Genomic DNA, 5,898 nt, shown 5'->3' with positions numbered 1-5,898 from the left:
GACACCGACCAGCCCGACCCCACCCCGATCGCCGCATAACATCAGACTGGATCCCGCGATGGCCGTCTCTTACACCATCCGCGCGGACGTGACCCCGTGCCCCGCACTTGGGCGGGATGCCAGGTATTGCGGGTGCCTCACACTCAGGTATGGCGACGACTCCTTCGTGGCATCACGGTGCGTGACTTGGACCTTGTCCGCTTCGCCCAGGGCTCAACACCGCCCCGCATGACCCTCGGCTTCATGACACCATCCGAGAAGATCGCCGAGCTCCTGCGCACACCCTGGAACCCGCCGCATCAGCCGGGATGGGACCGAGCGCTTCCTGTGATTGTGATCCGACCACTGATCTGCGGTACTCGTCCGCCACCTGAAGTGCGGAAGGTCCAGCGACCTAATAGGGCCTTGCAAGAGCCTGACCGTGGTCCGCTCACCAGCCCCGTGGTTAGTCGACTCTATGCGGGGTACGCACCGAAGCCGCGTGTGCAGGCCCGTTGAACCCGGCCGTTCTTGCCGACCTATGGAGAGGAACAACGGTGTCACACGAGTACCGCAAAAGCCCCGAGGCAGTTTCTCGTCTGTCACCCGAGCAATACCGAGTCACTCAGGAAGCGGGGACGGAGCCAGCCTTCGACAACGCGTACTGGGACAACGAGGAGCCGGGGATCTACGTCGACGTCGTATCCGGTGAACCTCTGTTCGCTTCCGTCAACAAGTACGACAGCGGCACCGGCTGGCCGACCTTCACCAGGCCGATCGAATCGGAGAACGTGGTCGAGGTCCGGGAGTCGAGCCACGCGATGTTCGGCACCGAGGTCCGGTCGGCGCACGGGGACAGCCACGTGGGCCACGTGTTCGACGACGGTCCGCCGGAAACTGGCGGACTGCGTTACTGCATGAACTCGGCGGCGCTTCGGTTCATCCCACGCGACGACCTTGAGCGTGAGGGCTACGACGAGTACCGCAGAATTTTCGAGCACCCGGACGGGGAGCGACGATGACCGAGACGACTGAGAAGGCGATCCTGGCCGGCGGCTGCTTCTGGGGCATGGAAGACCTCATCCGGAAACACCCGGGCGTAGTCGACACCAGGGTCGGATACACCGGCGGAGACGTGCCGAACGCGACGTATCGGAACCATGGATCCCACGCCGAGGCGGTCGAGGTCGTCTTCGACCCCGCGAAACTGGCCTACCGAGAGCTTCTCGAGTTCTTCTTCCAGGCCCACGACCCGACAACGAAGAATCGCCAGGGCAACGACGTGGGAACCAGCTACCGGTCGGCAATTTTCTATTGCGACGAGCAGCAGCGGAAGGTCGCCGAAGAGACGATCGCCGACGTCGACGCCTCCGGCCTGTGGCCGGGCAAGGTGGTCACCGAGGTCACCCCCGCTGGCCCCTTCTGGGAGGCCGAGCCGGAACACCAGGACTACCTGGAGCGAAATCCCGGCGGTTACACGTGCCACTACGTCCGGCCGAACTGGAAGCTTTCCCCTCGCAAGGAGAACGCGAGTTAGCGCGCGGGCAGGTGTAGACGCCCTGCCAGGTGGTACTCGGAGGCCCTTACGAGGAGAGGAGGCCAGGTGGCTGTCAAGACCGAAGCGCCAACGCGCGTCGCAGGCGTCCGGCCGTTCACCATAGAGATCCCCGAGGCGGAAATCGACGCGCTACGTGCGCGCATCAGGGCAACCCGCTGGCCCGATAAGCAGACGGTTGACGATCAGTCGCAGGGCGTGCCGCTCAAGACGAGCCAGGCGCTCGCGCGCTATTGGGAGCAGGAGTACGACTGGCGCAAGGTCGAGGCGAGACTGAACGCCCTACCGAATTTCATCACCGAGATCGACGGGCTCGACATCCATTTCATCCACGTTCGCTCAAAACATGAAGACGCGCTGCCGCTCATCGTCACGCACGGCTGGCCCGGCTCGGTGATCGAGCAGTTGAAGATCGTCGGTCCGCTCACCGATCCCACAGCCCACGGGGCGGACGCGTCGGACGCCTTCCACCTGGTGATTCCGTCGATGCCCGGCTACGGTTTTTCGGGCAAGCCGACCACGCCCGGCTGGGGGCCGGAGCGCATCGCACGTGCCTGGATCGAGTTGATGAAGCGCCTCGGCTACACGAGGTTTGTGGCGCAAGGCGGTGACTGGGGAGCGCTTGTCACGGATCTGATAGGGCTGCAGGCGCCTCCGGAACTGCTCGGCATTCACACCAACATGCCTGGTACGGTTCCACCCGATATTGACAAGCTGATCCAGTCCGACATCACCGGACTAAACCAGGCACTCGGCTCACTGCCGGCCAATCTCTCCGACGAGGAAAAGCGCGCCTGTGAGCAGATGGATTTCTTCTGGAAGCACGGCGCCTACGCTCTCATGATGGGCACCCGCCCAGAGACGCTGATCGGACTCGCCGATTCGCCCATCGCTTTGGCGAGCTTCATGCTCGACCATGACGCAGCCAGTCTGGAGCTGATCTGCGGGGCCTTCGCCGGGCAACCTGGAGGCCTCACGCGGGACGACATCCTCGACAACATTACGCTCTTCTGGCTGACGAACACGGGGGTTTCGGCGGCGCGTCTCTACGCGGAGAACAAGTTCTCCTTCCTCGCCGCCAAGGGAGTCACGGTCCCGACCGCCGTGAGCGTCTTCCCTGACGAGCTCTATCAGGCCCCGCGGAGTTGGGCAGAACGGGCCTATCCCAATCTCATCCACTACAACAGGCTCGACCGGGGCGGGCACTTTGCGGCCTGGGAACAGCCGCAACTCTTGTCAGAAGAGCTCCGCGTCGGCTTCCGGCCGCTTCGCTAGATCCTTGGTCGCCAACTTCTTGGCACTTGAGTCATCCCTGAATGAGCGGGGCTGGATCTTGAATGTCTTGCCGTTTCTGCTCCGGTCCGGTCGGCTTCTGACGCGCGTTGTCTCGCTGCCGGGGCCAAGGCTGGCCGGAGACCACCCCCGTCAGGGGGCTTGGCCTTGACGCCGGCGAGAACGACGAACCCCGGGGGCGCCGGAGGCGCGGGCGGCTGCGGCACCGCGGCCTGGCTCCGTCGGCTTTATTCCGGCGTACGAGCACGGCCTCACCTGACCCCCCCCGAGACCGGACCCCTCCTGACTTGGCACCCTGCCGAGCAGGAGGAAACCGCGTGGGTCGACAGAGCACGTACCCCCGAGGAGTTCTGGTGTCAGGCCGTAGCGCTGGTGCTGGATTCCGACCGCAGGATCTGGGACGTGGGTCGGGAGTTGGGCGTCAACCACGAGACGCTGCGTAACCGGGTGGCTCAGCTGAGGCAGGAACCGGTGCAGCAGGGTGGGTCCTGGCACGTGATACGACCCGACAGGTGATGACGGCCAGGAGTAGTGACCGCGTGGGGAGGGGGCGGGCGGTTGGCCGGAGGCGGCGGCTTGACCCGGCTGTCCCGAACCGCCGGTCTGCTGGGGCTACGCTACCCCGGCAGGCCGGAGCCGAACGAAGAGCGGCACGCCACCTGGCTTGAGCTCTTCTTCGACCTGGTATTCGTCCTGGCCCTGTTGGGCGTGACCGCCCGGTTGGACACCCGGGTATCGCCGAGTGCAGCAGAGCTCGTCGTTGCCGTCGTGCTCTACTTGCTCATCCAGTGGTCATGGATCGGCCAGTCTTTCTACGACACCCGCTACGACCCGGACGACACTCTGCACCGACTGCTCGTGCTGGCCGCGACGCTCGGCGCGGGCGCCATTACCCTCGGTGTGCCGGAGGCTCCATCCGGGCTGTTGTTGCCGGTCGGGTACCTGATCGTGCGTGGCTGTCTGCTCCTGATGTACCTGCGAGTCCTTACAGCCGACCGGTCCTCCTGGGATCTGGTCGCCGTCTACCTCACCGGATTTGGTACCGGCTGGTTGCTCTGGGCTGGGTCGCTGGCCATCTCCCCGGCTGCGCGGCCGGCAGTGTGGATCACCGCACTGGCCATCGAGCTGCTCACCCCGTGGCTCGGCCGCCGCTGGCTCCGCCGCCATCCCGTACACCGCACCCACCTGCCTGAACGGCTGGGGCAGTTCACCATCATTCTGCTCGGCGCCACGCTGACCAACCTGCGTGACGCGGTACCCACCGCGCACCCGCCCGCCCGCGTGGTGGCCGCCGCCTTTGCGGCCTTCCTCCTGCCAGCCAGCATCTGGTGGATCTACACCACCTACGTGAACAGCAGGCTCGCCGTGCCGCAGTTGGGCAGCGGTCAGGGCTACGCCTATCTCCACTCACCCGCTGGCGCCGCCGTGCTCTTCCTGGGATGGGCGCTGGGTGTAGCGGTGTACGAGATCGGGCAGTCGCGTCAGATGCCGTTCAACGCGCGACTCGTGCTGGGCGGATCGATCGTCACGTGGATGCTGTGCGGGTTGGGTCTGCACCGCTTCGCTCTCGGTCGGCTGCCCCGGCGCCGGTTCATCGTTGGCCTGGTCGGAATCACGCTGGCCATCGTGGTGACACTGGTGGTCACCGAACCTGGCCTGCTGCTCGGGCTCACCTCGGCGCTTCTCGTCGGGTACGCCATCGTGGTCAGCCCGCAGATCGTCAAGGCCACCAAAGACTATCGATGAGCTTCCCTGCCGTAACGGCGGCGCCGGCAACCACCAGCTGGTGCCGTTGCCAGGCATCGGCAGGACCACGCCCGGCGTCGACAAGCTGTTCATCGAAGTCAGCCAGACTGCCTCATTTCTGTCGAAGGAATTGCAGGATCTTCGCGGTGAGTTCGGCAGGCCGTTCCTCGAAGATCCAATGACCGGAGTCCTCGATGACGCCGCCGCTTACAGTCGTGGCGTACTGCTTGACCTGGCTAAGTACTGCGGGCCCGAGGCTGGCTTGGGCGCCGAGGGCGAGTACCGGCATGGCTAGTTTTGTTTTGCCGTACTCGGCGTTGTCGGCGATGTCTTGGGGGAAGGCCCGGAAGTATTCGAAGCTTGCTCGCAGGTGGGCGCCGTCCTGCAAGTGGCGGGCGTACTCGTGGATGTCGTCATCGCCGATGCCGTTCTTCTGCACCCGCAATGAATCGATGAACCGGTCCACCCAGAGGGCTTCCCGACCGGCCACGAGCTGTTCCGGCAGGCCGTTGGCCAGGCTGAAGAAGCCGAAGTTCCAGACGCCGGGTCCCTTCGGGGTCAGGGCCGGCAGCTGGTACAGACTCTGGTCGGGGATGGGTGCTTCCGTGAGTACCAGCCTGCTGACCTGGTCGCGGTGCACGGCGGCGTACGCGTACGCGACCATGGTGCCGATGTCGTGGCCGACGAGGCTGACCTCGCGGTCAAGGTCAAGTTGGGCGAGCAGCCCGTACACGTCGCCGGCGAGGGTCTTCTTGTCGTAGCCCCCTGTCGGGGCGTCGCTGCCGCCGGCTCCTCGAAGGTCGGGGGCGATGACCGTGAAGTACTGCGTGAGCTCCGGCAACACCTTGCGCCACATGTACCACGTCTGTGGATACCCGTGTAGCAGCACCAAGGGGTTGCCTTGACCGCCGCGAACGTAGTTGATCGTGACATCACCGACCCGCGCCGTCTGCTCGGTGAACGGATGCGGAACTCGCTCGTTACCCATGGACGCTCCCTCTGCCGCCATACGCAGCGCTCGGGCTACCCGACCCCGGTGCTGGTACACCTCCTGGCTGGCGGCGGCGTTGCGGGAGTTCTCGCCGTTGTGCCCGGCCGGGTCGCCCTTTGTCATAGCCCAGGTGATCGGTGATTTCGCCGTTCAGCGCGGCTTCCAGACCCGCTTGGTCAGCTGCTGCAACAGCCCACCCTCACCGGTGAGTTGCAGACCCACCGCCCTCGCCTGCTCCACTAGCCTCGGTCTTTCATTTGAGTACGGTTTCATAGTCACTTCTCGATAAGCGCGATCCGCGTGATTGCCGCTGTTCTGCGGCATGCTGAGGGCC

The 5,898-nt window shown here is 65.1% G+C and carries 6 protein-coding genes and 1 pseudogene; 5 read left to right on the top strand and 2 right to left on the bottom strand.

What is annotated here, in order from left to right; all coding sequences use genetic code 11:
- The first annotated feature begins 536 nt into the window (after window positions 1–536).
- The 5 genes from msrB to ACZ6O2_RS36260 all read left to right on the top strand — a co-directional run bounded on the left by msrB (window position 537) and on the right by ACZ6O2_RS36260 (window position 4,573).
- On the top strand, window positions 537–1,001 hold the full coding sequence (gene msrB, locus ACZ6O2_RS36280) for a peptide-methionine (R)-S-oxide reductase MsrB (protein ID WP_350710261.1): 465 nt from the start codon (window positions 537–539) through the stop codon (window positions 999–1,001).
- Complete coding sequence (msrA, locus tag ACZ6O2_RS36275; RefSeq protein ID WP_466026185.1) at window positions 998–1,516, top strand: peptide-methionine (S)-S-oxide reductase MsrA; 519 nt, start codon at window positions 998–1,000, stop codon at window positions 1,514–1,516. Before msrB ends, msrA begins: the two co-directional genes overlap by 4 nt.
- 66 nt (window positions 1,517–1,582) lie before the next feature.
- Entirely contained in the window at window positions 1,583–2,809 is a 1,227-nt protein-coding gene (locus tag ACZ6O2_RS36270) for an epoxide hydrolase family protein (protein ID WP_466026184.1), read from the top strand.
- Between the two features lie 159 nt (window positions 2,810–2,968).
- Entirely contained in the window at window positions 2,969–3,343 is a 375-nt protein-coding gene (locus ACZ6O2_RS36265; RefSeq protein WP_466026183.1) for a transposase, read from the top strand.
- A gap of 60 nt (window positions 3,344–3,403) precedes the next feature.
- Window positions 3,404–4,573: a low temperature requirement protein A gene (locus tag ACZ6O2_RS36260; RefSeq protein ID WP_466026182.1), complete on the top strand. Its 1,170-nt coding sequence runs from the start codon at window positions 3,404–3,406 to the stop codon at window positions 4,571–4,573.
- Between the two features lie 112 nt (window positions 4,574–4,685).
- On the opposite strand, the gene ACZ6O2_RS36255 is transcribed toward ACZ6O2_RS36260, so the two are convergent.
- Window positions 4,686–5,561: an alpha/beta fold hydrolase gene (locus ACZ6O2_RS36255; RefSeq protein ID WP_466026186.1), complete on the bottom strand. Its 876-nt coding sequence runs from the start codon at window positions 5,559–5,561 to the stop codon at window positions 4,686–4,688.
- Window positions 5,562–5,597: 36 nt separating this feature from the next.
- Window positions 5,598–5,810: pseudogene (locus ACZ6O2_RS36250) on the bottom strand (transposase); the annotation flags it as partial.
- Window positions 5,811–5,898 lie beyond the last annotated feature (88 nt).

The organism is Micromonospora sp. NPDC048040, from assembly GCF_055587185.1.
Note: the sequence above shows the minus strand (reverse complement) of the source record. Positions and strands in the feature narration are given on the sequence as shown.